The organism is Pseudomonas sp. 2822-17 (assembly GCF_002742485.1).
GTDB classification, from domain to species: domain Bacteria; phylum Pseudomonadota; class Gammaproteobacteria; order Pseudomonadales; family Pseudomonadaceae; genus Aquipseudomonas; species Aquipseudomonas cyclaminis.
Map to the genome: position 1 here is coordinate 1 of NZ_LJRZ01000024.1, position 229 is coordinate 229.

The 229-nt window shown below is 31.4% G+C and carries 1 protein-coding gene; it reads left to right on the forward strand.

Going from position 1 to position 229, the window contains the following annotated elements; genetic code table 11:
* Positions 1–229: Holliday junction branch migration protein RuvA (gene ruvA, locus AOA60_RS00080; protein ID WP_305887025.1), on the forward strand; the 229-nt coding region annotated here is incomplete at both ends.

Genomic DNA, 229 nt, shown 5'->3' on the forward strand with positions numbered 1-229 from the left:
TAAAATTGTACATATTGAAGTTGATTCAATTGTCATTGATGTAAGAGAAGTGGGATATTTAGTATTTTGTCCAAATCCGTATCGATTCCAGGAAAAATTAAATGAAACAATTACCGTATATACACATCACCATGTAAGAGAAGATGCTATAAAATTATTTGGTTTTTCGAATCGGCAAGAAAAACGTTTATTCGAAAAACTCCTCCAAGTTTCAGGGATTGGTCCTAAA